27 protein-coding genes and 1 pseudogene are annotated in these 23,579 nt (G+C 72.7%); 12 read left to right on the top strand and 16 right to left on the bottom strand.

What is annotated here, in order from left to right; translation table 11 throughout:
* Nucleotides 1-67 precede the first annotated feature (67 nt).
* The 3 genes from OFY01_RS18140 to OFY01_RS18130 form a co-directional block, all read right to left on the bottom strand.
* Nucleotides 68-739 carry a response regulator gene (locus OFY01_RS18140; RefSeq protein ID WP_266601180.1) on the bottom strand — a complete coding sequence of 224 codons (672 nt, stop codon included), beginning with the start codon at nucleotides 737-739 and terminating at the stop codon, nucleotides 68-70.
* Complete coding sequence (locus OFY01_RS18135) at nucleotides 736-1,842, bottom strand: sensor histidine kinase (RefSeq protein WP_266601229.1); 1,107 nt, start codon at nucleotides 1,840-1,842, stop codon at nucleotides 736-738. Before OFY01_RS18135 ends, OFY01_RS18140 begins: the two co-directional genes overlap by 4 nt.
* A 104-nt stretch (nucleotides 1,843-1,946) precedes the next feature.
* Nucleotides 1,947-2,495, bottom strand: a complete 549-nt coding sequence (locus OFY01_RS18130) for a hypothetical protein (protein ID WP_266601178.1) — start codon at nucleotides 2,493-2,495, stop codon at nucleotides 1,947-1,949.
* A 220-nt stretch (nucleotides 2,496-2,715) separates the two neighbouring features.
* Here OFY01_RS18130 and OFY01_RS18125 point away from each other — a divergent pair, with 220 nt between their 5' ends.
* From OFY01_RS18125 to OFY01_RS18115, 3 genes are all read left to right on the top strand, one after another.
* Nucleotides 2,716-3,402 (top strand): tRNA-dependent cyclodipeptide synthase, encoded by a 687-nt coding sequence (locus OFY01_RS18125; protein WP_266601176.1) that lies wholly within the window; start codon nucleotides 2,716-2,718, stop codon nucleotides 3,400-3,402.
* A gap of 52 nt (nucleotides 3,403-3,454) precedes the next feature.
* Nucleotides 3,455-3,685, top strand: a complete 231-nt coding sequence (locus tag OFY01_RS18120) for a hypothetical protein (RefSeq protein WP_266601174.1) — start codon at nucleotides 3,455-3,457, stop codon at nucleotides 3,683-3,685.
* Nucleotides 3,686-3,782: 97 nt separating this feature from the next.
* A complete protein-coding gene (locus OFY01_RS18115; RefSeq protein ID WP_266601172.1) occupies nucleotides 3,783-4,583 on the top strand; it encodes an SDR family NAD(P)-dependent oxidoreductase in 801 nt (266 codons plus the stop codon).
* Nucleotides 4,584-4,647: 64 nt separating this feature from the next.
* Here the strand turns inward: OFY01_RS18115 and OFY01_RS18110 are convergent, their stop codons facing one another.
* A complete protein-coding gene (locus OFY01_RS18110) occupies nucleotides 4,648-5,778 on the bottom strand; it encodes a YeiH family protein (protein WP_407700373.1) in 1,131 nt (376 codons plus the stop codon).
* 212 nt (nucleotides 5,779-5,990) lie between these two features.
* Here OFY01_RS18110 and OFY01_RS18105 point away from each other — a divergent pair, with 212 nt between their 5' ends.
* The 3 genes from OFY01_RS18105 (at nucleotide 5,991) to OFY01_RS18095 (ending at nucleotide 9,189) form a co-directional block, all read left to right on the top strand.
* The gene (locus tag OFY01_RS18105) at nucleotides 5,991-6,917 is read left to right on the top strand and encodes a LysR family transcriptional regulator (protein WP_266601168.1); all 927 of its coding nucleotides are present in this window, start codon (nucleotides 5,991-5,993) and stop codon (nucleotides 6,915-6,917) included.
* Between the two features lie 257 nt (nucleotides 6,918-7,174).
* Complete coding sequence (locus OFY01_RS18100; RefSeq protein ID WP_266601166.1) at nucleotides 7,175-8,437, top strand: carbohydrate-binding protein; 1,263 nt, start codon at nucleotides 7,175-7,177, stop codon at nucleotides 8,435-8,437.
* 95 nt (nucleotides 8,438-8,532) lie between these two features.
* The gene (locus OFY01_RS18095) at nucleotides 8,533-9,189 is read left to right on the top strand and encodes a maleylpyruvate isomerase N-terminal domain-containing protein (RefSeq protein ID WP_266601164.1); all 657 of its coding nucleotides are present in this window, start codon (nucleotides 8,533-8,535) and stop codon (nucleotides 9,187-9,189) included.
* A gap of 91 nt (nucleotides 9,190-9,280) precedes the next feature.
* Here OFY01_RS18095 and OFY01_RS18090 read toward each other — a convergent pair whose 3' ends face one another.
* The 6 genes from OFY01_RS18090 to OFY01_RS18065 form a co-directional block, all read right to left on the bottom strand.
* On the bottom strand, nucleotides 9,281-9,628 hold the full coding sequence (locus OFY01_RS18090) for an ArsR/SmtB family transcription factor (protein ID WP_266601162.1): 348 nt from the start codon (nucleotides 9,626-9,628) through the stop codon (nucleotides 9,281-9,283).
* Between the two features lie 115 nt (nucleotides 9,629-9,743).
* Nucleotides 9,744-10,502, bottom strand: a complete 759-nt coding sequence (locus OFY01_RS18085; protein WP_266601161.1) for an alpha/beta fold hydrolase — start codon at nucleotides 10,500-10,502, stop codon at nucleotides 9,744-9,746.
* Between the two features lie 52 nt (nucleotides 10,503-10,554).
* Entirely contained in the window at nucleotides 10,555-10,983 is a 429-nt protein-coding gene (locus OFY01_RS18080) for an ATP-binding protein (protein ID WP_266601160.1), read from the bottom strand.
* The gene (locus OFY01_RS18075; protein ID WP_266601159.1) at nucleotides 10,980-11,402 is read right to left on the bottom strand and encodes a pyridoxamine 5'-phosphate oxidase family protein; all 423 of its coding nucleotides are present in this window, start codon (nucleotides 11,400-11,402) and stop codon (nucleotides 10,980-10,982) included. The genes OFY01_RS18080 and OFY01_RS18075 overlap by 4 nt, the downstream gene beginning before the upstream one ends.
* Nucleotides 11,403-11,680: 278 nt before the next feature.
* Nucleotides 11,681-12,322, bottom strand: a complete 642-nt coding sequence (locus OFY01_RS18070; RefSeq protein ID WP_266601158.1) for a DUF4232 domain-containing protein — start codon at nucleotides 12,320-12,322, stop codon at nucleotides 11,681-11,683.
* A gap of 178 nt (nucleotides 12,323-12,500) precedes the next feature.
* Nucleotides 12,501-12,734: a hypothetical protein gene (locus OFY01_RS18065; RefSeq protein ID WP_266601157.1), complete on the bottom strand. Its 234-nt coding sequence runs from the start codon at nucleotides 12,732-12,734 to the stop codon at nucleotides 12,501-12,503.
* 316 nt (nucleotides 12,735-13,050) lie between these two features.
* Here OFY01_RS18065 and OFY01_RS18060 point away from each other — a divergent pair, with 316 nt between their 5' ends.
* The gene (locus OFY01_RS18060) at nucleotides 13,051-13,575 is read left to right on the top strand and encodes a hypothetical protein (protein WP_266601155.1); all 525 of its coding nucleotides are present in this window, start codon (nucleotides 13,051-13,053) and stop codon (nucleotides 13,573-13,575) included.
* A 24-nt stretch (nucleotides 13,576-13,599) separates the two neighbouring features.
* Here OFY01_RS18060 and OFY01_RS18055 read toward each other — a convergent pair whose 3' ends face one another.
* Both OFY01_RS18055 and OFY01_RS18050 read right to left on the bottom strand, forming a co-directional pair.
* Nucleotides 13,600-14,493, bottom strand: coding sequence for a bifunctional helix-turn-helix transcriptional regulator/GNAT family N-acetyltransferase (locus tag OFY01_RS18055; protein WP_266601153.1), 894 nt, complete (start codon nucleotides 14,491-14,493; stop codon nucleotides 13,600-13,602).
* Between the two features lie 66 nt (nucleotides 14,494-14,559).
* Complete coding sequence (locus OFY01_RS18050) at nucleotides 14,560-15,885, bottom strand: lipase family protein (RefSeq protein ID WP_266601151.1); 1,326 nt, start codon at nucleotides 15,883-15,885, stop codon at nucleotides 14,560-14,562.
* A 260-nt stretch (nucleotides 15,886-16,145) separates the two neighbouring features.
* Between OFY01_RS18050 and OFY01_RS18045 the strand changes: the two genes are divergently transcribed.
* From OFY01_RS18045 to OFY01_RS18025, 4 genes are all read left to right on the top strand, one after another.
* Complete coding sequence (locus OFY01_RS18045; RefSeq protein ID WP_266601149.1) at nucleotides 16,146-16,511, top strand: STAS domain-containing protein; 366 nt, start codon at nucleotides 16,146-16,148, stop codon at nucleotides 16,509-16,511.
* Nucleotides 16,512-16,632: 121 nt separating this feature from the next.
* Complete coding sequence (locus OFY01_RS18040; protein ID WP_266601147.1) at nucleotides 16,633-16,803, top strand: hypothetical protein; 171 nt, start codon at nucleotides 16,633-16,635, stop codon at nucleotides 16,801-16,803.
* A 502-nt stretch (nucleotides 16,804-17,305) separates the two neighbouring features.
* Nucleotides 17,306-18,118 carry a LolA-like protein gene (locus OFY01_RS18030; RefSeq protein ID WP_266601145.1) on the top strand — a complete coding sequence of 271 codons (813 nt, stop codon included), beginning with the start codon at nucleotides 17,306-17,308 and terminating at the stop codon, nucleotides 18,116-18,118.
* A 101-nt stretch (nucleotides 18,119-18,219) separates the two neighbouring features.
* The gene (locus OFY01_RS18025) at nucleotides 18,220-19,071 is read left to right on the top strand and encodes a fructosamine kinase family protein (RefSeq protein ID WP_266601143.1); all 852 of its coding nucleotides are present in this window, start codon (nucleotides 18,220-18,222) and stop codon (nucleotides 19,069-19,071) included.
* Nucleotides 19,072-19,088: 17 nt separating this feature from the next.
* Here OFY01_RS18025 and OFY01_RS18020 read toward each other — a convergent pair whose 3' ends face one another.
* From OFY01_RS18020 to OFY01_RS18010, 3 genes are all read right to left on the bottom strand, one after another.
* The gene (locus OFY01_RS18020) at nucleotides 19,089-19,874 is read right to left on the bottom strand and encodes an SAM-dependent methyltransferase (RefSeq protein ID WP_266601141.1); all 786 of its coding nucleotides are present in this window, start codon (nucleotides 19,872-19,874) and stop codon (nucleotides 19,089-19,091) included.
* Nucleotides 19,875-19,967: 93 nt separating this feature from the next.
* Nucleotides 19,968-20,945 (bottom strand): D-2-hydroxyacid dehydrogenase family protein, encoded by a 978-nt coding sequence (locus OFY01_RS18015; RefSeq protein ID WP_266601139.1) that lies wholly within the window; start codon nucleotides 20,943-20,945, stop codon nucleotides 19,968-19,970.
* Nucleotides 20,946-21,029: 84 nt separating this feature from the next.
* Nucleotides 21,030-21,740: a ribonuclease H family protein gene (locus tag OFY01_RS18010; protein ID WP_266601137.1), complete on the bottom strand. Its 711-nt coding sequence runs from the start codon at nucleotides 21,738-21,740 to the stop codon at nucleotides 21,030-21,032.
* 370 nt (nucleotides 21,741-22,110) lie between these two features.
* Here OFY01_RS18010 and OFY01_RS18005 point away from each other — a divergent pair, with 370 nt between their 5' ends.
* Nucleotides 22,111-22,977, top strand: a complete 867-nt coding sequence (locus OFY01_RS18005) for an endo alpha-1,4 polygalactosaminidase (protein ID WP_266601135.1) — start codon at nucleotides 22,111-22,113, stop codon at nucleotides 22,975-22,977.
* A 61-nt stretch (nucleotides 22,978-23,038) separates the two neighbouring features.
* Here the strand turns inward: OFY01_RS18005 and OFY01_RS18000 are convergent.
* Nucleotides 23,039-23,579 (bottom strand): annotated as a pseudogene (locus OFY01_RS18000) (hypothetical protein); the annotation flags it as partial.

The raw sequence follows: 23,579 nt of genomic DNA, 5'->3' as shown, positions 1-23,579 counted from the left end.
CTTGTGTCTACCAAGTGAGTCTAGCGAGTTCGGTTCCGGCGTGGCACACAGGGCCTTGAGGACGGCTCTACTGCCCGGCCAGACCTGCGGAGATGGCGCGGCGGACGGCGTCGGCGCGGTCCCGGATCCCGGCCTTGGCGAACAGGTTGTTGATGTGCGTCTTGACGGTGGCCTCGCTGATGAACAGCTTCTCGGCGATGCCCCGGTTCGGCAGGCCCTGCCCGATGAGGGCGAGCACCTCGCGCTCGCGGGGCGTGAGGTCGGCGGGCAGCTCCTGGACGGGGGCCGGGGCCTTGGTGCGGACCGTGGCGAGCAGCCTGTTCTGCACCTCCCGGTCGAGGACGGACTGGCCGACCGCGGCGGCGCGCAGGGCGCGCATGATGTCCTGACGTCCGGCGTTCTTGGTGAGGTAGCCGCAGGCTCCGGCCGTCAGCGCGGCCAGAATGGACTCGTCGTCCGCGAAGGTGGTCAGGATGACGACGGCCACCGAGGGGTGGTCCTCGGCCAGGCGGCGGGTCGTCTCGATGCCGTCCATCACCGGCATCCGCAGATCCATCAGGACGACGTCCACGGGGGCCGCCGCCACGGCGGCCAGCACCTCGGTACCGTCCGCGGCGGCCGCGACGACGTCGATGTCGTCGGCCAGTGCGAGGACCGCGGCGAGCGGTTCGCGCACGGCGGCCTGGTCGTCGGCGACGACCACCTTCAACGGCACGGCCGTTTCGCTCGGTTCGCTCATCCCGGGATCACTGCCTCCACGTGCCAGCCTCCTTCGTCGGGTCCTTCGGTGATCGGCCCCGCGCTGATCGTGCCATGGAGCAGGGCGACGCGTTCACGCATGCCGATCAGGCCCATGCCGCTGCCGACGCCCGCGGTCGCCGCGCGGGTGGCGGGCCCGTTGCGGATGCTCAGTTCGGTCGCGTCCGCGGTGAACGTCAGCTCGACGGCGACCGGGGCGCCGGGGGCGTGGCGCGCGGCGTTGGTCAGTGCTTCCTGCCCGATGCGCAGCAGGTTCTGGGTGACCTGGGCGGGTACCTCGCGGACCGTGCCGGTGACGGTGAGGCTCTCGCGGTGGCCGGTGGAATCGAGCATCGCGGTCAGGCTCTCCACGAGCGGCAGGGAGTCCGCGCGCAGCGCGTGCACGGTCCACTGTGCCTGCTTGAGGCTCTCCTTGACCATGCTGTGCGCCTTGTCGTTGGCTTCCCTGACCTTGTCGAGGTCGCCGGTGTCGAGCAGGGCGTCGGCAAGCTCCAGCTGCATGTTGATCCCGGCGAGGGAGTGGGCGAGTACGTCGTGGACGTCGCGGGCGATGCGACCGCGTTCGGTCAGGACGGCGGCGCGTGCCTCCGCGCGGGCGGCGCGCTCGGCGGACTCGGCCGCGGCGATGGCCGCGAGGACGGCGCGGCGCTGGCTGCCGTTGACCATGCCGACCAGCACGGGGATTCCGGTGGTGAGTCCGACCACCCAGGGCAACGCCTCGTAGCCTGGGCCGATGCGGAAGTACAGGGCGCCGCCGCACAGCAGACTGCACAGGGCGGCCAGGGCGAGGGCCCGCCTGGCGGGAAGGCGGAAACCGATGTGTCCGGCGATGAAGTAGGCGAACAGATAGCCGGTCCCGTCATGGGTGGCGGCGATCAGCGCGGCCGCGGCGACGCAGCCGAACCCCAGCCAGACCACGGCGACGCGCTGGGGCACCTTGCCCTCGGGGAGGGCCCTGGCCAGCATCACGACGCAGTTGACGGCGAACAGGGCGGCGACGGCGAGGCCGCGGCCGGACAGGCCCATGGGCCGGATGGTGAACGCGCCGACGACGATGACCGCGATGTTGAGGACCCACTGCACGCGGGGGTCGTGCCCGGGGATGGACCGCGGGACGCGGGGCGCGTCCTGGGCAGTCGGGTCGCTCTCGGTCGCGGTCACGGGCACGGCCCGACGATAACGCACGGTCAGGCCATGCGGCTGGGCACGGGCTCCCGGGCCACTTCCGGGGCCGAGGCCGACTGGCCGCGGGCCACCATCCGGCCGCGTACGAAGATCGTGGCGAGCCGTGTGACGACTTCGGTCAGCGCCATCAGGACGAACGCGGCCACCCATGCCTGGTCGGTGGTGATGTGGTGGGTGATGCTGAACCGGGCCACGGTGTCGGCGCCGCCGGCGTGCTCGACCCAGATCTGGAAGCCCATGCGTGCCCCCATGCCGAGCACCCACAGGGCGGCCGAGACGGCGCCCGCCTTGATGAACAGGTGGCCTGCGGCGGACCGGACGCGGGTGTAGATGCCGCCCACGACGCCGAGCACGGCGCCCGCGGCCGTCAGGGTGCCGATGAGGACGAGGTCGTTGCCCTCGGTGGGGATCGAGTCCAGGTAGGTGTAGGCCACGAAGGCCACGATCCCGAGGGGGACGAGGAAGGACTTCAGGTCCAGACGGCCTTCCCGCAGCTGCCGGAAGACGATGAGGACGAGGGCGATGTCGGTGATCCACTCGGTCGATGTCATGGCATCAAGCCTGCTGACGGCGGCCGTTCGCCGCATGGACCCGCGGGTGGAGCCGTGGGTGGAGATCGCGGACGTCACCAAGTGTTCATCTCCTCGGGTCCACTTCGCCGGAAATCACCGTTGACTCCGTTCCGTAGCCGGGCTACAACTTTCAGTCGTCGCCGCACCAGGGGCACGAGGCTCCATCGGGGATAGCGACACGAATGGAATTTCCTCCAAGTTGACAGCTGCGACCGTCATCGAGCTCCAGCCGTTCACGCCGCAGGAAAGAACCACGTACGACACTTCCGCGGCCCGGCTGTTCCACGTTCGGCCCTACACTCCGCACTGCCAGGTGATTTGCGAAGAAGGCGATCACGCGGTGATCGGGGTGTCCCCGGGCAACAGCTATTTCTCGGCTCAACGCATCAACGACCTGGCGGCCTGGGGCCTGAGCCGTTTCCGCCAGGTCGACTTCGTCTATACCGACGTGCACGTCGCCGACATGTACGAGGCCCTCGGGTATTCGGCCCAGGACGCCCACCGTAAATTCGCCAAGAACCGCCGCGGTGTACGCGCCAAGGTGAACAACGCCGTGACCGCCGTCGATCCGGGCGGCACGCGGCTGCGCGCCCACGCGATGGGCCCGGTCGATGATCGAGGTGTGCGGCAGTACGTCGCCGGACGCGGCCAGTGTGAAGGCGTGAGGTGCCCCGGGCGCCGGGCGGCCGCTCGCGCCCGCCTTCGTCGACGAACCGTGAGCACCGCCGTGACCGCCTCCCGCGGGGGCGGCGCACCCGGCGCCGAGTCCGATCAGTGCGGCCGCGAGCGCCACCGCTCGTCGTCGCGCCCGGCTTCTGTCGCGTGTCATCGGCTCTGCTCCTCGCGAGGTGAGGGGCCGGTTCCGGCCGCCTTGGGACTTCGGTGAAGATATCCGTCGAGCACATTGACAAATGTTGGTAAAAGCAGATCAAAGTTCCATGCCGGTCGAGTCGCTGAAACGGAGTCATGGCGCTGCGCCACTCGGGCCGTTCCTGGAGACCCGGCCCCAGGACCGTGACCGTGATCTTCGCGTTCGGCGCCGCCGGACAGGGGCGGCCCCGATCGCCCGCGCGGGCGACGACGGCGCACGGCTCTTCGACGGGCCGGGCTTCCCCGAGGAGTTCAAGCACGACCCGGTACTGACGACCCGGGTGACGGCCGGGTACTGACGGCCGGGTACGGGCCTCTTCAACTCTTCGGCTGTTGCCGCTACACACGCAGGAGCGGGCGGCGGGGAGGAACGAGAGACGCGGGGAGGTGCCGGGCGTGGCGGTCGGTTCGGCGCGGGAGCAGCGCGCCGGGGAGTTCGCGGGGCGGGCGGGGGCCGCGCTGGTCGCGGGCGGGACCGGTGGGATCGGCGCGGCCGTGGTGGCCACCTTGGCGCGGCGGGGCAGTGCGGTGGTTTTCACGTACCGGTCGAACCGGTCAGCGGCCGACGCCCTGGCCGCACGGCTGACGGCGGACGGCCTGCCCGTGCACGCGGTTGCCGCAGACCTGACCAGTGAGCGGGAGGCCGACGCCGCGGTCCGGAACACGTGCGACCGGTTCGGCGGCCTGCACACCCTCGTCCACGCGGCCGGACCGCACGTGCCGTTGATCCACCTCAGCCGGGTGCCGCCCGCCCGCTACCGGGAACAACTCCACGCCGAGGCGGAAGCGTTCTACAACCTCGCCCACCCGGCCCTGGCCGCGCTCCGCGAGAGCGGAGGGAGCGGCGTGGCCGTGACCACGGCCGCCACCCACCGCTATCCGGTGCGCGACGGGCTGTCGAGCGGCACGAAGGGTGCCGTCGAGGCGCTCGTACGGGCCTTCGCGGCCGAGGAGGGGCGGTACGGCGTGCGGTTCAACTGCGTGGGACCCGGCATGCTCACCGACGGCAACGCCGCCCGCCTGGTCGACTCCGGTGAGCTGGACGCGGACGCGCTGGCCGTGACCCGCCGCAACATTCCGCTGCGCCGCTTCGGCCGCGCCCAGGACGTCGCCGAGGCGGTCGCGTTCCTCGCCTCCGACCGAGCCGGTTTCATCACCGGTCAGCACCTCGCCGTCGACGGCGGCTACACCGTCTGATGCGGCGCCGCCGCATCGGCGTGCTGTCGCGTCGGCATGGCGCGCGTGCATGGTGTCCGTCGCGTCAGGTGGTGAGCAGGACGCCCGCGTAGCTGGCCGTGGCGACCACGATCCAGGCGGCGAGGCCGAGTACCGCGGTGCGGGCTCCCGAGCGCGTCAGGCTGGGCAGGTGCACGGCGCTGCCCAGGCCGAACAGGGCAGCGGCCAGCAGGATCTGCTGCGCGACGTCGGCGGCCTCCAGCACGCCGGGGCCGAGCGGCAGCACGCTGCGCAGCACCACCGCTGCCAGGAAGCCGAGCACGAAGAGAGGGACGAGCGGGGGCCTGCGGGTGGCGGTCGCCGTGGCCTCGTCCGCACCCGCGCGGCGGGCGCTGCGGCGCTGCGCCAGTGAGACACCGGCGACCAGGGGCGCCAGCAGCGCCACGCGCATCAGCTTCACCAGGACGGCCTCGTTCAGGGCGGCGGGCCCGGCGGTCTGCGCGGTGGCGACCACCTGCCCCACGTCGTGCACGCCCGCGCCGACCCAGCGCCCGAAGCCCGTCGGGTCAAGGCCCAACGGGACGCGCAGCAACGGCAGTACGGCGATGGCGAGGGTGCCGCACAGAGTGACCAGGGCGACGGATGTGGCGACGTCGCCGACGTGCGAGCCGCGCGCCTCACGGCCGCTCGGCTCCTTGCCGTCCTCGCGTCCGAGGACGCCGCTGACCGCGCCGATCGCCGAAGCCCCGCAGATGGCATAGCCGGTGGCGATGAGCAATGGCTGGTCGCCGGGCAGACCGAGCCTGCGGCCCAGCCAGAGCGTGCCGAAGAACGTGGCCGCCACCACGCCCAGGACCATGAGCACCGCGGGCCAGCCGAGGCCCAGCACGTCGCCGATGCTCAGCTTCAGGCCGAGCAGCACGATGCCGACGCGCATCAGCCGCTTGCCCGCGGCGGCCAGCCCGGGCCGGCCGGGGCCGGTGACCAGGCCCCGTACGCCGGGCAGGTGCGCGGCGACGATCCCCAGGACGACCGCCGCGGTCAGCTCCGGGACGGCGGGCACCAGGGCATGCACGGCATGGGCGGCCACGACGCCGACGCCCGCGAGCCCGAGGCCGGGCGCGCTCCGCCGCAGCCCGGCGCGGGTGCGACGCGGGCCGGCCTCTCCACCCGCCCCTGAGACCGTGCCGCCGGCTCCCAGGGCCGAGCCACGCATCCCCGAGGCCACAGCCGTCTTCGGCGGCTCCGGTGCGCGCGGCCCTGTGTCGTCGTCGCGCTCGTCGGTGGCCGCGCTCGTCTGCCTGGCCGTGTCCCCGGCCGTCTTCCAGCTCATGATCACAGCCTCCGCGAGCCGCGTCAGCGCCGGTAGACACCAAGTGATGACCAGGTCATAGGGTTTCTCTATGGCCGCACCCGTATGCTGGCCGCATGGAGAGACCGGGACCGCCGGCCGACGCGCCCCGCCCGCTGCCCGACCTGCACGCCCTTGAGCTGCTGGTCGCCGTCGCGGAGACGGGCAGCCTCGGCCGGGCGGCGGCCCGGCTGCGCATCAGCCAGCCGTCGGCGAGCGCCCGGATGCGTACGCTGGAGCGACGGCTCGGCCTGCACCTGGTCGACCGGTCCACGTCCGGTTCACGGCTCACGGCGGCGGGCTCCGTGGTCACCGACTGGGCGCGCTCCGTCCTGGCGGAGGCGGCGGCTCTCGTCGAGGGGGCCGCCGCGCTGCGGTCACGGCAGGATCACCGGCTGCACGTGGCGGCGAGCCTCACCGTCGCGGAGGAGCTGGTGCCGGGCTGGCTGGTGACGTTGCGCGAGCACGCGCCGGACGCCCATGTGGGGCTCACCGTGACCAACAGCTGGGGCGTGATCGAGGCGGTGCGGCGCGGCGACTGCGACCTGGGCTTCGTGGAGGGGCCCCGCGTCCCCGACGATCTGCACCGATCGGCGGTCGGCAGGGACCGGCTGGCCATCGTGGTCGCGCCGGGCCACCCGTGGTCACGACGCCGCACCCCGCTGACCGGCCCCGAGCTCGCGGACACCCCTTTGCTGGTGCGCGAACCGGGCTCCGGTACACGGGAGACGCTGGAGAAGGCACTTCGTAAATACGACGGCATCGCGGTCCCGGTCCTGGAGCTCGGTTCGACCGCCCCGCTGCGCAGCGCCGCCGCCCGTGGCGTCGCCCCCGCGGTGCTCTCCGCGCTGGCCGTGCGGGAGGACCTGGAGAGCAACCGCCTGGTCGAGGTGGCGGTCGACCCGTCGGTCCCGTTGCACCGCACGCTGCACGCGGTGTGGCCGAAGGGGCGTGAACTGCCCGAGCCCGCCCTGCACCTGCTGCGCGTCGCCCGGTCGCACTGACCACCCCGCCTCGCCGATCGCGACGATCGCCGGAGCTCCGGGCCTCCGCCCCTCGCGCGCCTGAAGGCCCGAGCGCCCGGTGATGCGACCACCTTTCCGGTCAGCTCGTCGTCACCTCACACCCCCCAATGGTTCAGACCAAATCTTCGTAATGGTCTAGGCCAACGGATTGACGTGTCCACGCAGTCGTCCAAAGCTGAAGCACCGCTCGCACGACCACCAGCACGGCCCCTCCGCCCAGCGACAGGAGACTCCGTATGCCCAAGCCACGACTGCGCACGGCGTTGTGTACCGCCGCGGCCACCGCCATGACCGCCGCCGGGATCGCCGCGCTCGCCGTCCCCCAGGCGTCCGGCGCGACCTCGACGGCCGCCACCGGCGACGCGCTCAGCAGCCGCTGGTACGCCGCCGCGCCCTATCTGATGCCGCTCGACAACGACCCGCCGGACGCCGCAACCGTCATGGACGCCACCGGGATCAAGGCGTTCCAGCTGGCGTTCATCCTGGCGCCGAGCGGCGGCGGCTGCTCCCCCACCTGGGGCGGCACCGCGCCCGTCTCCTCCGACACCGCCGTGGGCGACGTCATCAAGACCATCCGCGCCAAGGGCGGCGACGTCTCCGTCTCCATCGGCGGCTACGGCGGCACCAAGCTCGGCCAGGCATGCTCCGACGCGGCCTCCACGGCCGCCGCCTACCAGCAGGTCATCGACAAGTACGGGCTCAAGGCCATCGACTTCGACCTGGAAGAGCCGGAGTACGAGAACTCGACGGCGATCGCGCACGAGATCGGCGCCGCGAAGATCCTCCAGCAGAACAACCCCGGCCTGTACGTCTCGGTGACCACGGCGGGCACGACGGACGGCACCGGCTGGTTCGGCAAGCAGATGCTCAACGAGGCCAAGTCTCAAGGGTTCACGCCGAACAACTTCTCCATCATGCCGTTCGACGGCGGCTTCTCCGGCGCCTCGGCCCAGACCGCCGCGCTCACCAAGTTCAACCAGATACTGCAGTCCACCTTCGGCTGGACCGAGTCGGAGGCCTACGCCCACGAGGGCTTCTCCGGCATGAACGGCCGCAGCGACAGCGGCGAGTACTTCCAGCCGTCCGACTTCCAGACCGTGCTCGACTACGCCACGTCGCACCACATGGACCGCTTCACCTTCTGGTCCGTCAACCGCGACCGGCAGTGCAGCCCGCCGGACAACAACGGCCGCACCTCCGGCACTTGCAGCAGCGTTCCGCAGACGGACTGGGAGTTCACCAAGTTCTCCGTACAGTTCGCCGGTGCCACCCCGCCCAGCACCTCCCCGACCCCGACCGCGACGTCCACGCCGACCCCCACGGCCACGCCCTCGCCCACCGGCGGGTGCACGGCCGCCGCCTGGGACGCGAGCGCCGTCTACGTCAAGGGCGACGAGGTGACCTACAACGGCCATGCCTGGAAGGCCAAGTGGTGGACACAGAACGAGACGCCCACCGACACCGACTGGGGCCCCTGGACGGACGAGGGCGCCTGCTGACCGGAGCGAACGGTTGAGCTGCTGACCAGCCGAGCAGCCGCACAGTTGGTCGGTGGCGATTGGCCGCCTGCACGGCGCCACGCTGGCGTGGCGCCGTGGAGCTCTTCTCTTCGTCCTGGGCCGCCCTGCGCGGCGCCGTCGCGGGTCTCGCCGACGAGGACTTCGCCCGGCCATCGGGCTGTGCCGGCTGGCTCGTCCGGGACCTCGTCAGCCACTTGGTCCTCGACTCCCAGGACGTAGTCATCACCCTGGCCACCCCCACCGACGCGGAGCCCACCCACGACGCGGTGACCTACTGGCGGCTGACCGACGCGCCGCCGAGCGGCGACGATCCGCTCGACGCGCTGATCGTCCGGCTCGCGGCCGCTTACGAGGATCCGCGACTGCTCCTGTTCCATCTCGACGACGTCGGTTCGGCGGCCGGGCGAGCCGCCGCACTCGCCGATCCGGCCATGCGCGTGTCCACACAGGACACGGTGCTCACCGCGGGCGACTACCTCTGCGCATACGTCCTGGAGTGGACGCTGCACCACCTCGACCTGGTCGCGCACCTCCCCCGGATGCCGGGCCCCTCCACCGAACCTCTCGCCCGCGCCCGCGCGATGCTGGAGAAGATCGCCGGTGTCTCGTTCCCCGCCGCCCTCACCGACCGCGACGCGCTGCTGGTCGGCACGGGCCGCCGAGCCCCGACCGACCCCGAGCGCCGTGAGCTGGGCGAGACGGCGACACGGCTGCCGTTCGTCGTCGGCTGACGGCGCGGCCGGAGGGGAGGGCCGAAAGCGCGGGGCACAGGCAGGAACCTTCCGGCGGGTCAGGCGCCCGGTTCCCGCCCGTCCCCCTGCGTCAGCGTCGCCTCTCGGTCTCCCCGCCTGCCTGCAGGTCGGCCAGGAGTTCCGCCTGGTTGCTCAGGACGCCGGACAGGATGGTGCGGGCCACCCGCAGCAGCTCGGCCACGTGCGGGCTGGTCAGCGAGTAGTAGACGGTGGAGCCTTCCTTGCGCGTGACCACGAGGTTCGCTTTGCGCAGCACGGCCAGCTGCTGCGAGAGATGGGCGGGTTCGATGCCCACCTCGGGAAGCATCTCGGCCACCGCGTGCTCGCGCTCGCTGAGCAGCTCCAGCACCCGGATGCGGGCCGGGTGCCCGAGCGTCTTGAAGAACTCCGCCTTGAGTTGGTACAGCGGTGCGCTCACCTGCCGTGCCTCCTCGGGGTCCGGTACATCGTCGGCATGGAGCCATTCTCGCCTGTCCCCGCCGTCCCGGAGACTGCGGGGGCCGATCTTGGTCCCGGTCGTGGCGTGTGCCGTGTCACGCGCGGGCGAGGAAGTCGATCAGCGCGGCGGTCAGTTCGGGCGCGGCGGCCGCCGTGCCGTGGTCTCCGGGCAGGACGGCCCGCTCGGCGTGCGGAAGCGCCTCGGCCAGGTCGGCCGCGGACGCCGCCCGTGCGTCCTCGCAGCCCCACGCCACGAGCGTCGGCACCTGGATGCGGGCGAGATCTTCGGCGTCCGTGGCCGCCAGGGAGTCGAGCACATGCCCCAGGGCGACCTGGTCGGCTCCGAACTCCCGCATCCAGTACTGCGTCCTGGCCTCCGCGGAGCCCGGCTCGAACGGCCCGGTCGCCCTGACGACACGGCGCAGCAGCTCACCGGCGCCGCCCCCTGCCCCCTGGATCTGCCGCAGGCCCTGTCCGGCGACGACCGCGCGGGCCGGTGCCGCGCCGCGCACCAGCATCCTCACGACGATGCGGGCGCCCAGGGAGTACCCGGCGAGGTCGTAGTCGGTCAGGCCCAGGTGGTCGACGAGGGCGACAGCGTCGTCGGTGAGCACGTCCTTCGGGTAGGCCGCTGGGTCGTGCGGGCGGTCGCTGCCGCCGTGACCCCGGAAGTCGGGCATGATCACGCGGTGTCCGTGGGCGGCGAGCGCGTCGGCGTGGCCCGCGCGCAGCCACAGCGTCGCGTCCGCCATGAAGCCGTGCAGCAGGATCAGGGGGCGTCCGGTGCCGGTCTCCCGGTAGGCGAGGCGGGTTCCGTCTCGGGCGGTCAGGTACGACACGGTGGATTCGGGCATGGGCGCGAGCGTAGCCAAGTACGGCCGCGGGTTCCCGCTCGCCGGCACCGGCTCACAGCGGCAGCGTGATCCAGATGGTCTTGCCGCCACCGTCGTCGTCGGGCCGCGCGACGGCGGTGCCGCCGAGGCCCGCCGTCAGCTCCGTCACGGTGACCAGGCCGGTGCCGCGGCGGGCGGTGGCGTCGGGTGGCCGCAGGGGCGGGACATGGGGGTGGCGGTCATGGACGCCGAAGGCCAGGCAGTCGGCACCGCCCGCGAAGACCACCGTCACCATGGGGGAGCTGTCGGCGGCGTGCCGGACGCTGTTGGTGACGAGTTCGCTCAGGATGAGCAGTGCCAGGTCCACGGCCGGGTGCCGGGCGTCCACACCCCACTCGGCGAGCACCATCTGCGCGGTCTCGCGCGCCGTCCTGACCGCCGGCCCCTCGGCGGGCACGGTGAGGGCGTGGCGTTTCGGCAGGGGCTCGGCCGTGGCGCTCATCGGGTCCCGTCCGTCCGCGCGGCCCGTGCCCCGACCCGGGCGCCGGGCGCGGGGGCGAGCCGGAATCCGGTGACCGTCTGGGGGCGCAGGCGGAGCAGCGTGTCGTGCGGGCCGTGCGCCCAGCCGGGCAGAGTGCGGCGGTAGTGGGCGATCTCGTGCGGCTCGGTGACGAGGTCGGCGGGGCCCGTCGCCGTGACGCTCCAGCCGCCGCCGGTGGCCGCGTCCACCTCGTCGACCTGGTAGGAGACGGTGGGCGGCAGCGTGTCGGCGGCAGCGGGGGCGCGCACGATCAGGCGGCCCGTCCCCCACACGTGGCGGGCGGGCCGAACGGCGGCGCCGTCCCGGCGTACGTAGACGAGGCGTCCGAGCGTGCTCCCCTCGATCAGCCACAGCGCCTCCGCTCCGGAGACCTCGGCCATGCGGGGGACGCTGTCGCGCACCCTGACATGTGCCGGAGCCGGACGACCGGGCGTCCGGCACAACCCGGCCCCGGCTTCCGGCCCGGCTTGGGGCCCGGCCTCGGCCTCGTACGGCGGAACCGACACGACTACGTCCACCTCTTCCCGAGATCTCACGCACAGCCCCCACACCTTCCAATGAATTGCCAATTTTCGCAATTCAGCTATTCGCAAAGAGGTGCGGTTCTGGCGCGCACGGAGAGGCGGAGGAGAACCAGCGGAGGAGAACTACTTGAGAACTACTTGCCCGTGCCGACCGGATCGACGGTGATGGAGCCGGACCCGGAGCCGTCGGTGACCGGCACGTTGATGCGCACGGGAAGGCTGTGAGAGTGGGTCTCGTTGGGCGGGGTGACGACGAGGGTGGTGAAGGTCACTCCGCTTCCGCCGGAGTTGTTGGCCGGGTAGTGCAGCGTGAAGCGTGTCTCCTCGCCGGGCTTCACGGTGACCAGCGGCGGGGCGAGCTTGCTGCGGGCGGCGCTGACGGTGCCGTCCTTGCCCTTGAGGTCGGCGCCGGGGAAACCCTTGAGGGCGCAGGCGGTCGGCCCGGTGTTCTTCAGGTTGACGATGAGCTCACCCTCGGCCATGCCGCCGGAGCTGCTGAAGCCGAGCCGGGAGGTGGTGCAGGTGCGGGTGCCGGCGGCCTTCGCCGGGTCCGAGGACGCGGTGCCGCCGCTGGAGCTCTGCCCCGACGACGATCCCGTCGAGGACGAGGAGGACGAGGAGGACGAGGACGTCGAGGACGACGAGGGCGTGGAACTCGTGCCGCCGGAGGAGTCGGCACCGGAGGCGTTGCCGTCGGAGCCGCCGCCCTGACAGGCGGTGAGGGACAGACCGGCGGCCGCGGCGACGGCGAGGAGGGAGAGCTTCTTGACGCGCATGGGGCCTCTTCAGGGTCGGCGCCCGCTCGCTGCTGTGCCGGGCGGGCCTTGACGATCACTTCCGACCTGAGAGACCTCTGGGGCGTACGAGCCGTTCCGACCGGCACACGTCCCGTACATGGCTGTTACACAGACACAGCGACAGCGCGGCCCCTCGTCTCGCGACTTTCTCCGTGGTTCAGGCGGGCAGTTCCTGGTCGCGGGTCTCCGGGGCCGTACGGATCAGGGCGATGCCGAGCAGGAAGACGACGGCCGTCAGGCTCAGCGGGAGGGCGAGCGAGCCGGTGGCGTGGATGCCGTATCCGATGAGGAAGGCGCCCGCGGCGGCGGCCCAGCGCGAGAGGGTGGTCGTGAGGGAGCGGTGGCCGACGCCCGGCTGTCCTGACCGATCGTCACGGGGACCTCGATTCATGGGTCGCGTGGGGACGGTGGGAGCAGACGATGGGGAGGAGCAGTGGACAAGTGGATGAACCACTTGGCCACTGCGCGGTGGGGTCGAGTTTCGGTGGGGCCCTTTTCGCCGTCAAGGCCCCGGACGCGCCGGAGCCGACGCGCCTCGCGACGGCGCCCCGCGCACCCATGGCGGCACTCGCCTCACTGACATCTCGTCAAACCCGCTCAGGATCTTGGCAATTGCCATAGGCTCATACCTTCAGAGCGTTCCTGGTATGGCGCCGCAGCACCTCGCCAGTGGGAACGGGACCAAATCCCCTGACAGGAGTGGGGAAATGACGTACGGTCACCCGATGGACGGAGCGCAGTGGCTTGCCTCCTGCCAAAGGCGGCCCGAGGACGCATATGCCGCCTGGCGGGAGTCCCCCTATCTGGCCCGCCTGCCCGCGGGCAAGGCGTGGGACGCGTTGCGGGTGCCGCAGCCGCTCGGCCTCACCGTCCTGTGGGAGCTGGGCGATCTCGCCGAGAAGGTTCCGGTGCTCGAGGAGCACGCGAAGCCGCGCCCCGTCTTCTACATTCTCACCGAGCCCGGCACGGCGGCCGACTGGCCGGACGCGGAGGACGCCCGAATGGTGTCCACGGGCGAGGACCTGCACATGCCCTCGCCCGGCGCCGACGGGATCACGGGCGTGCAGCACCACTCGTTCCTGTGGCGCGTCCCGCCGGACGGCAGCGGGCGCCTCGCCGACCCCGATGTCCTGCGCACGGCCGTGGCCCTGGCCCGCAATTGCGACCGGCAGGCCGAGCGGGTGCGGGCCGCGCGTGCCGTCTTCTACGCCAGCAGGCGGCGCGGCCGCTGACCACCTCGGCGCACGCGGCACACGTCACGCTCCGGGAGCGATGCTCTTCTCGAACCAGTGGTGCGCGTACGGTTCGTCGTTGAAGGGGGCGACCTCGCGAAAGCCGTGGGCGAGATACAGCGAACGGGCCGCGTCCAGCGCCTTGTTGGTGTCCAGACGCAGCAGAGAGCGGCCCGCCGCCCCGGCCCGTTCCTCCATGGCGACCAGGAAGCGGCGGCCGAGCCCGAGGCGGCGGGCCCGCGGCGCGACCCACATGCGCTTGACCTCCGCCGCCCGCGGATCGGCGAGCTTCAGCCCGACGCAGCCGACCGGCTCGCCGTGCAGCCGGGCGATGAGGAACTCACCGTGCGGGGGCCTCAGCTCACCCGCGTCGGGCAGCAGACTCCGCTCCGGTTCGAAGCCCGTGTCGAAGGCGTCGCCCAGCTCCGCGAAGTACCGCTCCAGGCAGTGCCTGGCGTCCGGATGGCCGGGATCGGCCGGCTCCACGACGACCGCGGACGCGGTGAGGAGCCGGTCGACCTCCGCCATGGCGGCCACCAGCCGCTCGCGCTGTTCGGGGGCGAGCGGTTCGAGCAGCGCGCACGCCAGGTCGTCGCTGCGCTCGTCGAGGACCTCCCGCTCGGCGCGGCCCGCCGCCGTGAGCCGTACCGTACGCACCCGGCGGTCGCGCGGGTGCGCCTCCACGATCACGAGCCCGTCGGCGGCCAGGGCGGCGAGCAGGCGGCTCACGTACCCGGAGTCGAGGCCGAGGCGCTCGCGCAGCCGCCGCACGTCCTGCCCCTGTTCGCCGATCTCCCACAGCAGCCGGGCCTGGCCCAGCGGGCGATCCCGCCCCAGGTACGTGTTCTGCAGCACGCCCACCCGTTCGGTCACGGTCCGGTTGAAGTGGCGTACCCGGTCGATGTGCGCGGCGTCCATGACACCACGGTAGCAGTTCTCTGACTTGAGTCAGGCAATTCTCCCGTGCCGGTCTCCCGGACGCTTTCAGGGCCGCGCGGGAAGACTCGCGCAGTCGGAGGTGGCGGGCTTGCCGGAGAGGCGGTCGGTCAGCCAGCGGATGGCGGGCCCCTGGTCGGCGACGAGCGGGACGAAGTGGTTGATCAGGGCCCGCCCGAGGCTGGGGACGCGCACGGGCACGTAGGTGACCTGCGCCCCCTTGCCGCACCAGTCGACGGCCAGCCGGCGGGCCTGGGCGTGCGGGACGAGGTTGTCGTGGACACCGGTGGCGACCCGCACGGGCCCGGACGGCTCGATCCGGCCGATGCGCTGCTCGGCGAGGAACGCCCGCAGGCGCGGCTCGGCGGCGATGACCTGGGCGAGGGACTTCCCGTCCGTGGTCCAGGACGAACTGTGCACGGAGTGGTAGGCGAGGATCGCGTCGCCCACGCACATCGTCGACAGGTCCTTGAGGGCAGCGCGGCCCTTGTCGTTCAGATGAGCCTCGGCGACGGGTCGCAGGTCGGGGTCGGACTGCAGGAACCCGTTGAGGGACCAGCCGAGGGCGCCCGCCAGATCGGTGCCGTCGATGCCCTTGGTGGTCTCGCTCAGGTCGGCGGGCGGCGCCCCGGCGTACGTGCCGGACAGGTGCACATCGGGGGCGTACGAGGCCCGGAGTTCGGCGGCCGACGCGGTGGCGCCGCCGCCCTGGCTGTAACCGTAGAGGCCGACGCGCGAGGCGGCGGTGACCGAGGCATGCGGCAGGGCGCGGGCGGCGCGCACCGCGTCGAGAACGGCGTGCCCCTCGTCGACACGGTTGACGTAGGTGTGCAGGCGGTCGGTCGTGCCGAGCCCGATGTAGTCGGTGACCACGACCGCCACACCCCTGGCGAGCAGCCGGTAGATCGCGAGGTCCTCGTAACCGACGGACAGCGTACGGCCGTTGAAGGTGATCGGATGCTGCAGACCGAGCGAGGCGGCGCACTGGTCGCCCTGCCCCATGGTGCCGGGCGCGAGCACCACGAGTGGGCGCGGCCCCGCGCCGCGCCAACGGGCGGTGGGCTCGATGTAGGCGCCCGTGGCCGCGGCGGGGCGGCCGCCGGAGTCGGTGGTGCGGTACATGATGCGTGTGGCGGTGCCCGGCAGCGGTCCGTACAGACCCGGCAGGCTCAGGGCGAGCGGCAGGTGTTCGCTGCGCACGAGGGCGCCGTTGGCGTCGGGCAGCCGGTGCGGCGGGTCGTAGAAGGCGGGGATGGCGACCCCGCGGGAGACCTCGGCCGGTGCGGTGGTGGCGGCCGAGGCGGGCACCGCCTGGACTCCGACACAGGCGGCGACGGCCGTCGCCGCGGCCAGCAGACGGACGGATGCGGGCATGGCGAACCTCCAGGCGACTCGGAAAAGGTGCGCGGCAAGCGGCGTCCCACCGTTGCCACGCGTCGCCGGACGCTACCCACCCGGCGTTACCGTGGGTAGCCCCATGAAGGTTACGCTTCAGTAATTTAGCGGCGTACACAATTCCCGTCGCACAACGTCAAATTCGCACACTTGTCGATCCCGTCTGGGCAACAATGGACTTGTCACGCCGCATATGCGCGGCGCCACCCAGTCGGGCAGGGATCATCATGCGGCGAGATGTGCGACATCCCGACGAAGCCCCCTTCCGGGCCCGCCGGCACCGGCACCCGGAGAGCGGCTTCACCGTGGTCGAGCTGGCCGGCGAGATCGACATCGCCGCGACCCTGGCGCTGCGCCCCCGCTTGATCAGGCTCGCCACCGGCCCCTCCCCCGCCCTCGCGGTCGATCTGCGCCACGCCACGTTCCTGGACGCCGCCGGTCTCGGGCTGCTGGTGGCGCTGCGCTCGCGAGTGCGCGAAAACGGCGGACGCTGGTGCCTGATCTGCGACCACCCCGTGCACCTGCGCGTCATCCGGGCGACCCGCCTGACCGAGACGCTGCGCCCTTCCCCGACTCTGGAGGCGGGCCTGCTCCGGGCCTGCTGAGCCGCGCCGCCCCGCGGTCTCGTCGTCGGCCCCGGCGTGCGGGAGGCGGCCTCTCGCCCGAGGATGAGACCGAGGAAGCGCTCAGTCCCACGGCACGACCGGGCACGAGAGAGGCAGCAGCATGCTCATATGGGCCGCCACGATCCTGCTGGTGACAGGCGTCGTCTGCGTCGCCACCATCGCGTGGCGCCTGGGCAGCGACCGGGTCACGCTCGTCCTGCCCGCCGTCGCCGTACTGTCGGGCTTCGCCGCCGTCGCCCTCATGATGACGGCCGCGGTCGAGGGCCAGTGAGAACCTCGCACCCGGAGTCCTGAACTGCCCTTTTCCCCTCCGATGTCGAACGGCCGACGGACAGTCGTTGAAGGCTGCCCGCAGCGCGCGTCCACCGCCCCGCGCATGCGTACCGTCGCCGCACGGGATGACGTGAGAGGCCGCGTCCCCGCCGGACCTCCTCGCGCTCGGCGGGCGGGCCCCCGACCCGGGCCGCCTGGACTCCGACGGCTCTGCGCACCGGGCGATCGAGTACGCGTACACGTACGGGCGGCCACCCGCCGACCCGCCGGCCTCCAGCTTCCTCGCGTACGCCGTGGACAGCGGCACCGGCAAGGGAGTGGCGGACACGCACGGCCACCTGCCGTACGGCACACCGGTGGGGCTGCGCGTGTGCGGCAAGAGCAGCTGACCTGATCGTGGCGGCCGGGCATCGGCCCCGCCACGACACGCCCTCCCGAAAAAACATACAATTTACTGGTGTTTCGGGCGCTCGACGCGTCCGGGAGGGCGAGGTGACGCCATGTCCCGACCGACCTCGACCGCGCTGCGCAGGGCGGCCCGCGCTCCGGTGACCGCGGCAGTCGTCTGCGCCGCGGTGTTCACGGCGGGCCCGGCCGCCCTGGGCGCCGACACGAACCCGTCGGCCCAGCAGCTGGCCGACGACGCGAGGACCGCGCTCCTGAAGGCGCACTCCCTCCACCTGGTCCTGACCAACCACGCCCGCACCCCCCGCGACACCCGCACACCCAGGGTGTTCGACCTGCGCCTCGACGACAAAGGCGACTGCACGGGGTTTCTGCGCATGGGCACGGGCGGCGCGGACGGCGGCAGTGTGCGGCTCGTCAAGCGGGGCGACCAGGTCTGGATGAAGCCGGATACGACGTTCTGGAAGACGCAGGTGCCGGGCCGCCCCGGCGAACTGGCCGCCCAGGTCTTCGACGGACGGTATCTGCACGGCACGACGGACGACCCGGCGCTCAGCGGCCTCGCGAACACCTGCGACCTGGACGCCTTCCGCGGCCGGCTGGAGCAGGGCTCGGGCCGCGACGCGCAGGACCATCTCACGAAGGGCAAGCCGACCGAGGTGGGCGGCGAGAAGGTCGTGCCGCTGACCGGCCACCAGGGCAGGACCACGGTGACCCTGGACGTGACGTCCGACGCCCCGCACCGCCTGGTCCGCGCGACGGAGAAGGGGCCGGGCGTGGACATCACGATGACGCTCGGCGACTACGACAAGCCGGTCCCGGACAAGACGCCGCCCTCGGACCAGTCCGTGGACGTCTCGAAGCTGCACGACCTGATGCCGGACTCGACACCGTCGCAGAGCGCGTAGCCGAAGGCGCTGCGGCGCGGCCGCCGTGCGGAGGGAGGACGCACCCGGCCGCCGATACGGACACGGGCGGGGCCCTGCCCACGCCCCCTACGCTGAGAGGCATGCCGCATCCCTCAGCTGTCGCCGCGCAGTTCACCGGCCGACGCGCCGTCGCCGCGCAGCCCCTGTCGGGGCAGCTCGCGCAGGTCCCTCTCGACGACGGGAGTGTCGTGATGGTGAAACACGCTGACGCCGCCGGGGCGGCGGAAGCCGAGGCGGCGGGGCTGCGGTGGCTGGGTGGGGCGGGCGCCGTGCTGGTGCCGCGGGTGCACGGGCACGACCGGCACTGGCTGGTGACCGACCGGGTGGCCACGGGTCCGGCGAGCTCGGCGGCGGCGCACCGGTTCGGCGGCGAGCTGGCCGCACTGCACGCCGCGGGTGCCCCGGCGTTCGGCGCCGCCCCGCCCGGCGGACCGCGCGAGGCCCGCATCGGGCTCGCTCCCATGCGCAACGTCCCGGGCGGCGACTGGCCCTCGTGGTACGCCGAGCACCGCGTGCTGCCGTATCTGCGCCGGGCCTTCGACGCCGGACTCGTGCACCCTGCCGAGGTTGGGGACGTCGAGCGGGTCTGCGACCTGCTGCCCGCGCTCTCCGGGCCCGCCGAGCCGCCCGCGCGGCTCCACGGCGACCTGTGGAACGGCAACGTGCTGTGGGGCAAGGACGGGCGGGTCCGGCTCATCGACCCCGCGGCCCACGGCGGGCACCGGGAGACCGACCTGGCGATGCTGCGCCTGTTCGGCGCACCCCACCTCGGCGCGATCCTCGACGGCTACGAGGAGGCCGCGCCACTGGCCCCCGGGTGGCGCGACCGCGTGCCCCTGCACCAGCTCTTCCCGCTCCTCGTGCACGCGGTGCTGTTCGGCCGCGGCTACGCCGAGCAGGCCGTCGCCGCCGCCCGGTCGCAGCTCGCGTAGGCCGCCCCGGCGGCCGGTCAGCGCACCCGGGCCACGCCCACGTACACGGCGCTCGGCTCGGGGCGCGGCGCGGGCTCGTCGTGGAACCACTCGGGCCCGGTGACCAGACCGGGCTCGACGAGGTCGAGCCCGTCGAAGAACCGGGCCACCTCGTCGCGGTTGCGAAAGCGCAGCACCATGCCGCCCTTGGTGTACTCGTCGGTGGCCTGGTCCGCCACGTCGGGGAACACGTCGGATGCCCCGTGCGTCATGACGAGGAGGCTGCCGGAGGGCAGCGCCCCGACGAGCGTGGACACGATGCCGTACGGATCCGCGTCGTCCGGCACGAAGTGCATGAGCGCGATCAGGGACAGTGCGATCGGCCGCTCGAAGTCGAGGACCCTGCGGGCGTGTTCGAGGATGGCGGCCGGATCGCGGACGTCGGCCTGGATGTAGTCGGTGGTGCCCTCGGGGCTGCTGACGAGGAGGGCCTGCGCGTGGCGCAGCACGATGGGGTCGTTGTCGGTGTAGACCACACGCGCGGCGGGGACGGTCCGCTGGACGATCTGGTGGAGGTTGGGTTCGGTGGGGATGCCGGTGCCGATGTCCAGGTACTGGTCGACGCCCTGCGCGGCGAGCCAGGCGCTCGCCCGGTGCATGAACGCGCGGTTCTGGCGGGCCGCGTCTTTCGCCTCGGACGGCAGCTTCTCGGCGACGGCCTGGTCGACCGGGTAGTTGTCCTTGCCGCCGAGCAGCCAGTCGTAGACGCGGGCCGGGTGCGCCTTGCTGGTGTCGATCCGGGGCTTGGGTGCGGGTGCCGTCATGGGCGGGCTCCATCGTCGCTGGCCGTGCGGTTCGGTCGCGTGCAGTGTGCCACGGCAACTCGCACACGTGCTCGGCGCGTTCGTATCGCGCCGTCAGGCGGGTCGGCCCAGGGCGCGCACCGGGGCGCCGTCCAGGTATGCCTCGATGTCCTCGACGGCCCCTTGGAAGTAGCCGTCGTAGTTACGCCGGGTGACATAGCCGAGGTGCGGCAGACCGAGGAAGTTCGGGGCGGTGCGCAGCGGATGGTCCGCGGGCAGCGGCTCGGTGTCGTGGACGTCGCTCGCGGCGCCCGCGATCCATTCCTCACGCAGGGCCCGCAGCAGAGCGTCCTGGTCGACGATCGCCGCCCGTGACGTGTTGACCAGGTAGGCGGTGGGGCGCATGCGCCGCAGCTCGTCGGCGCCGATCAGACCGCGGGTGCGGTCGCCGAGGACGAGGTGCACGGAGACGAAGTCGCTGGTCTCGAGGAGCTCCTCCTTGGAGGCGGCGAGGCGCACCCCGGCCTCGGCTGCCCGCTCGGCGGTCAGGTTCTGGCTCCACGCCACGACGTCCATCCCGAAGGCCGCCCCGACGCGGGCGACCCTGGTGCCGATCTTGCCGAGGCCGAGCAGGCCCAGTCTGGCGCCGTAGAGGTCGGCGCCGAGGGTGCTCTGCCAGGGGCCGTCGGTGCGCAGGGCCTCGTTCTCGGTGGTGATGTGGCGGGCGAGGCCGAGGATGAGCGCCCAGGTGAGCTCGGCGGGCGGCTCGGAGTTGCTGGGGGTGCCACAGACCGTCACGCCCTGCGCGGCCGCCGCCTCCACGTCGATCGACGCGTTGCGCAGCCCGGAGGTCACCAGCAGTTTCAGCTTCGACAGGCGGGCGATCAACTCGGCCGGGAACGGGGTGCGTTCGCGCATCACGACGACGATCTCGCAGTCGTCGATCTCGGCGACGAGCTCGTCGTGCGAGGTGATGTGCCGGTTCAGGAAACGGACGTCGACGCGCCCGGCCAGACGCGCCCAGTCGCCGTGCCGGCGGGCGACGTCCTGGTAGTCGTCGAGTACGGCACAGCGCGGCTTCTGGGCTGTCATCGGTTCTCCCCCATGTCCCGGTGAGTGATCACTTCCCGAACTCTAGTACGCGGGTCCGCGCCCTTGGGGCGGTGGTACGCGCCTTCAGGCGGTCACGCGGCACTCCGGGTGGCCCCAGCCGTCCGGGTTCTTGGCGATCTGCTCGCCCACGTCGTAGGAGCGGCCGCAGCGGCAGCGGCCCGGGTACTTCGCCTTGAGCATGCGTGAGGACGACGGGGACGACGAGGACGCGGCCGAGGCTCCGGGGCGCTTTCGGGCGCCGGTCGCCTTGCGCGCCTTCGGCGCGGACGGGGTGGACGGCGGCGGCAGCGGCGAGTCGTAGGCGGTGCCGGCGTCCTGCTGTGCCGTCGCGGCCTGGCTCGCCGCGCGGTCGGCGAGGTCGTTGAGCGGGTCGCCGTCGACCTGGTGGGCGGGCACGTACACGAACTCGACCGTGCGGTCCTGCAGGAGCGCGTCGATACGGGCGACCAGCTCCTGGTTGGCGACCGGCTTGCCGGACGCGGTCTTCCAGCCCTTGCGCTTCCAGCCGGGCAGCCAGGTCGTGACCGCCTTCATCGCGTACTGCGAGTCCATCCGCACCTCCAGCGGCACGTCGCGGCTCACGGTGCTCAGCAGGCGTTCCAGGGCGGTGAGTTCGGCGACGTTGTTGGTGGCGGTGCCCAGCGCACCGGCCTCCCAGCGCACCGGCTGCTCGTCGCTGTCCGCGACGACCCAGGCCCATGCGGCGGGCCCGGGGTTTCCTTTCGACGCGCCGTCACACGCGGCGATCACACGTTCTGCCATGCCCTCGATCATGCCAGGGTGCGGACCGAATCCGTGATTGCCGTCGTGTCCATGACCATACGGGGTCGTGGTGCCGCCGTTCCAGGCCGAAGCCCCGGCCGCGACGGGGGACCACGGCCGGGGCGGCTTCGAGGTGGACACGGAGGGCGGTCGCCTCCGGCGGGAGGCTCCACGGGGCTTCAGCCGAACGATCGTCCCCGCGGGCGAAGTGATGAGGCCCGAGGACACTGTTCCGTCCGTGTCCACAGTGATGTCAACGGGCATCGGGGCAGCGTTGTTCCCGGCCCGACCAACCGTCTCCCGCGGCCGCGGCGGGGCGGACCGGGCCGGGTGCCTCTGCCGCGCGTCGGGGCGTGCGGACGGGGCCGCGTAGGGTCATGGGGTGATCGTCGCCGCATGGACTCCGCGCCTCCCGCTCGTCCGCCGTCTCGCACTCACGGCCGTTCTCGCGCTGGTGCTTGTCGGCTGTTCGTCCTCGTCGGCGGACCGGCCCTCGCCGTCCTCCGGCTCCTCGGCGGGCCGGGCGGCGCACGTCGTGCGGCCGTCGCCGGGTGTCGGATTCGACTACCAGATCGGCGGCGCGTACAAGCCGCCGTCCGGCGTGCGGGCGCTCTCCCGCGACCGGGGCGCGGCTCCCGCGCGCGGGCTCTACAACGTCTGCTACGTCAACGCCTTCCAGGCCCAGCCGGACGCGCTGGACTGGTGGCGGCGCGCCCACCCGGAGCTGCTGCTGCGCGACGCGCACGGGCGCCTGGTGATCGACCAGGACTGGGACGAGCCGCTCCTGGACATCAGGACGGCCGCGAAACGGGCCCGGCTGGCCCGGATCGTCGGCGGCTGGATCGACGGCTGCGCCCACGACGGCTTCCAGGCGGTCGAACCCGACAACCTCGACTCCTACGAGCGCTCCGGCGGGCTGATCGACGCGGCGGACGCGGTCGCCTTCGCTCGTCTGATCGCCGGGCGGGCGCACGCCGCGGGGCTCGCCGTGGGCCAGAAGAACGCGGCCGGGCTGCTGTCGCGCCACGCGGCCACGGGGTTCGACTTCGCGGTCGCCGAGGAGTGCGCGCGCTACGAGGAGTGCGGTGCGTACGCCTCGGCGTACGGTGACCGGGTCTTCGTCATCGAGTACCGCAAGACCGACTTCACGCGCGCGTGCCGCGCCTGGAGCGGACGGCTGTCGATCGTGCTGCGCGACCGTGACGTGCGGCCCGAGGGCGAGAAGGGGTACGTGCGGCAGGCTTGTTGAGGCCCGCCACCCGGGGGGCCTGCCACCCGGCTTCTCGTCCCCGGTTCAGGGGTTCAGGGGTTCAGGATGTGGTCGTCGCGCCGCGCAGGGCGTCGAGGCGGCGCTGGATCGCCTCCAGGGCTCCTGGGCGACGGCCGGGGACCTGTCGGCGCAGCGCGGTGAGGGCCGACGCGTGCGCGCGGGCGCGCACCGGGTCACCGAGCTGTTCCCACTGGTGGTGGGCGCGGTCGACGGCCGCCTCGACGTCGTCGGCCGCTTCCTCGCCGCGCGCGAGCCGGGCCCGCGCGACCGCGATCCACAGCTCGCAGCTGCGGGCGGGGTCCTGGGCGAGGCGGGCGAGGTCGGCGCGGACCTCCAGCCAGTGGATGGCCTGCGGCGACCCCGCTCCGTGTACGCGCAGCGCGTCGCTCTCCCACATCGCCGCGATGTCCGCGGCCTCCTCGTGCCGTCCGGCCTGCGCGGCGGCGAGGATCGCGGGGTGCGGGTCGGGGGCGGCGGAGGCGGGCCCGGCGGTCCGGGGGTCGGCGATTCGAGGGTCGGCGGGCCGGGTGTCGCTCGCGCGTCGGGCGGAGGAAGCCGCACGCGGCTTCGGGTCCTCGGCC

Origin of the sequence: Streptomyces beihaiensis (assembly GCF_026274175.1) — a bacterium.
Taxonomy (GTDB): domain Bacteria; phylum Actinomycetota; class Actinomycetes; order Streptomycetales; family Streptomycetaceae; genus Streptomyces; species Streptomyces beihaiensis.
The sequence above is the reverse complement of the archived record's forward strand: the minus strand, read 5'-3'. Positions and strand labels throughout refer to the sequence as shown.

What these genes read in the sequence shown, in the direction of transcription:
- OFY01_RS18120 (WP_266601174.1), top strand. Translation starts at nt 3,455, where the DNA reads ATGCCGGTCGAGTCGCTGAAACGGAGTCATGGCGCTGCGCCACTCGGG.
- OFY01_RS18080 (WP_266601160.1), bottom strand. Translation starts at nt 10,983, where the DNA reads ATGAGCGCCACGGCCGAGCCCCTGCCGAAACGCCACGCCCTCACCGTG.
- OFY01_RS18010 (WP_266601137.1), bottom strand. Translation starts at nt 21,740, where the DNA reads ATGATCGAGGGCATGGCAGAACGTGTGATCGCCGCGTGTGACGGCGCG.
- OFY01_RS18085 (WP_266601161.1), bottom strand. Translation starts at nt 10,502, where the DNA reads ATGCCCGAATCCACCGTGTCGTACCTGACCGCCCGAGACGGAACCCGC.
- OFY01_RS18130 (WP_266601178.1), bottom strand. Translation starts at nt 2,495, where the DNA reads ATGACATCGACCGAGTGGATCACCGACATCGCCCTCGTCCTCATCGTC.
- OFY01_RS18020 (WP_266601141.1), bottom strand. Translation starts at nt 19,874, where the DNA reads ATGACGGCACCCGCACCCAAGCCCCGGATCGACACCAGCAAGGCGCAC.
- OFY01_RS18140 (WP_266601180.1), bottom strand. Translation starts at nt 739, where the DNA reads ATGAGCGAACCGAGCGAAACGGCCGTGCCGTTGAAGGTGGTCGTCGCC.
- OFY01_RS18105 (WP_266601168.1), top strand. Translation starts at nt 5,991, where the DNA reads ATGGAGAGACCGGGACCGCCGGCCGACGCGCCCCGCCCGCTGCCCGAC.
- OFY01_RS18015 (WP_266601139.1), bottom strand. Translation starts at nt 20,945, where the DNA reads ATGACAGCCCAGAAGCCGCGCTGTGCCGTACTCGACGACTACCAGGAC.
- OFY01_RS18025 (WP_266601143.1), top strand. Translation starts at nt 18,220, where the DNA reads ATGCCGCATCCCTCAGCTGTCGCCGCGCAGTTCACCGGCCGACGCGCC.
- OFY01_RS18060 (WP_266601155.1), top strand. Translation starts at nt 13,051, where the DNA reads ATGACGTACGGTCACCCGATGGACGGAGCGCAGTGGCTTGCCTCCTGC.
- OFY01_RS18110 (WP_407700373.1), bottom strand. Translation starts at nt 5,778, where the DNA reads ATGCGTGGCTCGGCCCTGGGAGCCGGCGGCACGGTCTCAGGGGCGGGT.
- OFY01_RS18100 (WP_266601166.1), top strand. Translation starts at nt 7,175, where the DNA reads ATGCCCAAGCCACGACTGCGCACGGCGTTGTGTACCGCCGCGGCCACC.
- OFY01_RS18040 (WP_266601147.1), top strand. Translation starts at nt 16,633, where the DNA reads ATGCTCATATGGGCCGCCACGATCCTGCTGGTGACAGGCGTCGTCTGC.
- OFY01_RS18050 (WP_266601151.1), bottom strand. Translation starts at nt 15,885, where the DNA reads ATGCCCGCATCCGTCCGTCTGCTGGCCGCGGCGACGGCCGTCGCCGCC.
- OFY01_RS18065 (WP_266601157.1), bottom strand. Translation starts at nt 12,734, where the DNA reads ATGAATCGAGGTCCCCGTGACGATCGGTCAGGACAGCCGGGCGTCGGC.
- OFY01_RS18030 (WP_266601145.1), top strand. Translation starts at nt 17,306, where the DNA reads ATGTCCCGACCGACCTCGACCGCGCTGCGCAGGGCGGCCCGCGCTCCG.
- OFY01_RS18055 (WP_266601153.1), bottom strand. Translation starts at nt 14,493, where the DNA reads ATGGACGCCGCGCACATCGACCGGGTACGCCACTTCAACCGGACCGTG.
- OFY01_RS18075 (WP_266601159.1), bottom strand. Translation starts at nt 11,402, where the DNA reads ATGGCCGAGGTCTCCGGAGCGGAGGCGCTGTGGCTGATCGAGGGGAGC.
- OFY01_RS18070 (WP_266601158.1), bottom strand. Translation starts at nt 12,322, where the DNA reads ATGCGCGTCAAGAAGCTCTCCCTCCTCGCCGTCGCCGCGGCCGCCGGT.